The sequence below is a fragment of the Streptomyces sp. NPDC004609 genome, assembly GCF_042873655.1.
Lineage (GTDB): Bacteria > Actinomycetota > Actinomycetes > Streptomycetales > Streptomycetaceae > Streptomyces.
This window is the reverse complement of sequence record NZ_JBIALS010000099.1, coordinates 1-1,944: the sequence shown is the minus strand read 5'-3', so window position 1 is coordinate 1,944 and position 1,944 is coordinate 1. Positions and strand designations below refer to the sequence as shown.

Genomic DNA, 1,944 nt, shown 5'->3' with positions numbered 1-1,944 from the left:
CCGTGGCGAGCTGTTGGTGCTGGTGCTCTCGCGCTTGGCAGTCAGGATGGCTGGACTTGGTCGAAAAGGGCGAGGGCTTCGGCGGGGTCCGGGCTCACAAGGCGTTCCAGACCGGCCGTCGTGATCTTCGCCCACCTGCCGGCCCGTGCCCACATCCGTTCCTCGAAGGCGCGGACGGCGTCGTCCAGATCTTCGGGGCCGACGGTGGCGATGGACTCGGCGAGTTCGGCGCCTTCCAGCATCGCGAGGTTCGCGCCCGCCCCCAACGGAGGCATCAGATGGGCGGCGTCGCCCAGTAGCGTCACCCCGGGGACGTGGGTCCAGGTGTGGGACACGGGCAGGACAAAGAGGGGGCGGTGGACGAAAGCTGTGCCGTGGCGGAGGAGGTTGAGGACGGGAGCGGCCCAGCCGTCGAACAGAGCCAGCAGGCTCGATCGGACGGCCTCGGCGTCGGCCAGGTCCAGGTTCATGTGCCAGTCCAGCGGCGCGCGGAACTGGGTGTACACCTTGACGTGGCCGCCGCTGTTGCGCTGGGCAACGAGAGCTCGGTTCACGCCGTACACGGCCACGGAACCGTCGCCGATCAACCGGGCGAGGTCGGGGTGACGGGTGTCGACGTCGTCGAGGAAGGTCTCGACCGAGGTCACGCCGGTGTAGTGCGGCGTCACAGGTGAGACCGCCGGGCGGGTCCGGGACCAGGCGCCGTCCGCGCCGATCACGAGGTCGAACGTCTCCTGTCGCCCGTCCGCTAAATGGACCAGTACGCCACCCCGGGTCCCCGGCACCACCAGTGTCACGTCCCGGCTCCACTGGACGTCGAGAGGGCCGAGCAGCAGGTCACGGAGTTGCCCACGGTCGATCTCGGGATTGGCCCGGTCATCCGGGCGGGGTTGCCAGTCGCGCAGGACGGTCCCGTCCGTGTCCAGGATGCGCATGGCCTGCCCCTCGGGACGGGACAGCGCCTGGAACTCCGCCAGCAGCCCCGCCTTGTCCAGCGCGAGCTGGCCCAGCCCTTCGTGCAGGTCCAGGGTGCCGCCCGGGGGGCGGGCGTCGGGGGCGGGATCGCGTTCGAGGACGGTGACGAGGTGGCCATGGCGGTGCAGGACGCGGGCGAAGGTAAGGCCGGCAGGACCGCTCCCGACGACTGCGATGCGGTGTCTCATATCGATACACTGTATTTCCTCATTACGATGCATCGCAACGGTACGGTGGGACTATGACTGTGTGGGACCGGCCGGAGCCGCCGACTCAACCCGTGCCGCTCGACCGGGAGCGGATCGTCGCCGCGGCTATCGCGCTGGCCGACGAGGGCGGGCTGGGGGCGGTGTCCTTGCGCAAGGTGGCCGCCCGCCTGGACGCCGGCCCTATGCGGCTGTACAGATACATCTCCACCAAGGAGGAGCTGTTCGACCTCATGGTGGACGAGGTCCAGGCCGAGATTCTCCCCGAGGAACAGCCCGGTGACTGGCGGGAGGCGCTGCGCATCCTCGCCCAGCGCACCAGGCAGGCCGCTCTCCGTCACGAATGGCTGGCCGACCTGCTCGGCGGCCGCCCGGCCCTGGGTCCGAACGGCCTCGCCGTGACCGAGGCCAAGCTGGCCGCCTTCGACGGCCTCGCCGATGTCGACACCGTCATGCGCGCCGTGGAAACTGTCAGCGCCTACTTCATTGGCGCGATCAGGCGCGAGATCGCGCACCTGCGGGCCGAGCACGCCACGGGCCTGTCCAAGCACGACTGGCAGCGCGCCCACGGCCCGCATGTGACGAGAATACTGGCCACCGGCCGCTTCCCGGCGCTGGCCAAGGCCGTGTACGACGGCACGGACGTGGACGCCGAGACATCCTTCGCAATCGGACTGGACTGGGTCCTCGACGCCGTGGCCGCCAAACTCACCCGACCGCCGACGTGACGCTCAGCCCCTGCCGAATGTCAGCGAGGTCAGGG

General features: G+C 69.8%; 2 protein-coding genes. One reads left to right on the top strand and one right to left on the bottom strand.

What is annotated here, in order from left to right; all coding sequences use genetic code 11:
* Positions 1 to 41 precede the first annotated feature (41 nt).
* Complete coding sequence (locus ACFYT4_RS36180; RefSeq protein ID WP_389279171.1) at positions 42 to 1,163, bottom strand: FAD-dependent oxidoreductase; 1,122 nt, start codon at positions 1,161 to 1,163, stop codon at positions 42 to 44.
* A 53-nt stretch (positions 1,164 to 1,216) separates the two neighbouring features.
* Here ACFYT4_RS36180 and ACFYT4_RS36175 point away from each other — a divergent pair, with 53 nt between their 5' ends.
* Complete coding sequence (locus tag ACFYT4_RS36175; RefSeq protein ID WP_389279168.1) at positions 1,217 to 1,909, top strand: TetR/AcrR family transcriptional regulator; 693 nt, start codon at positions 1,217 to 1,219, stop codon at positions 1,907 to 1,909.
* The last annotated feature ends 35 nt before the right edge of the window (positions 1,910 to 1,944 follow it).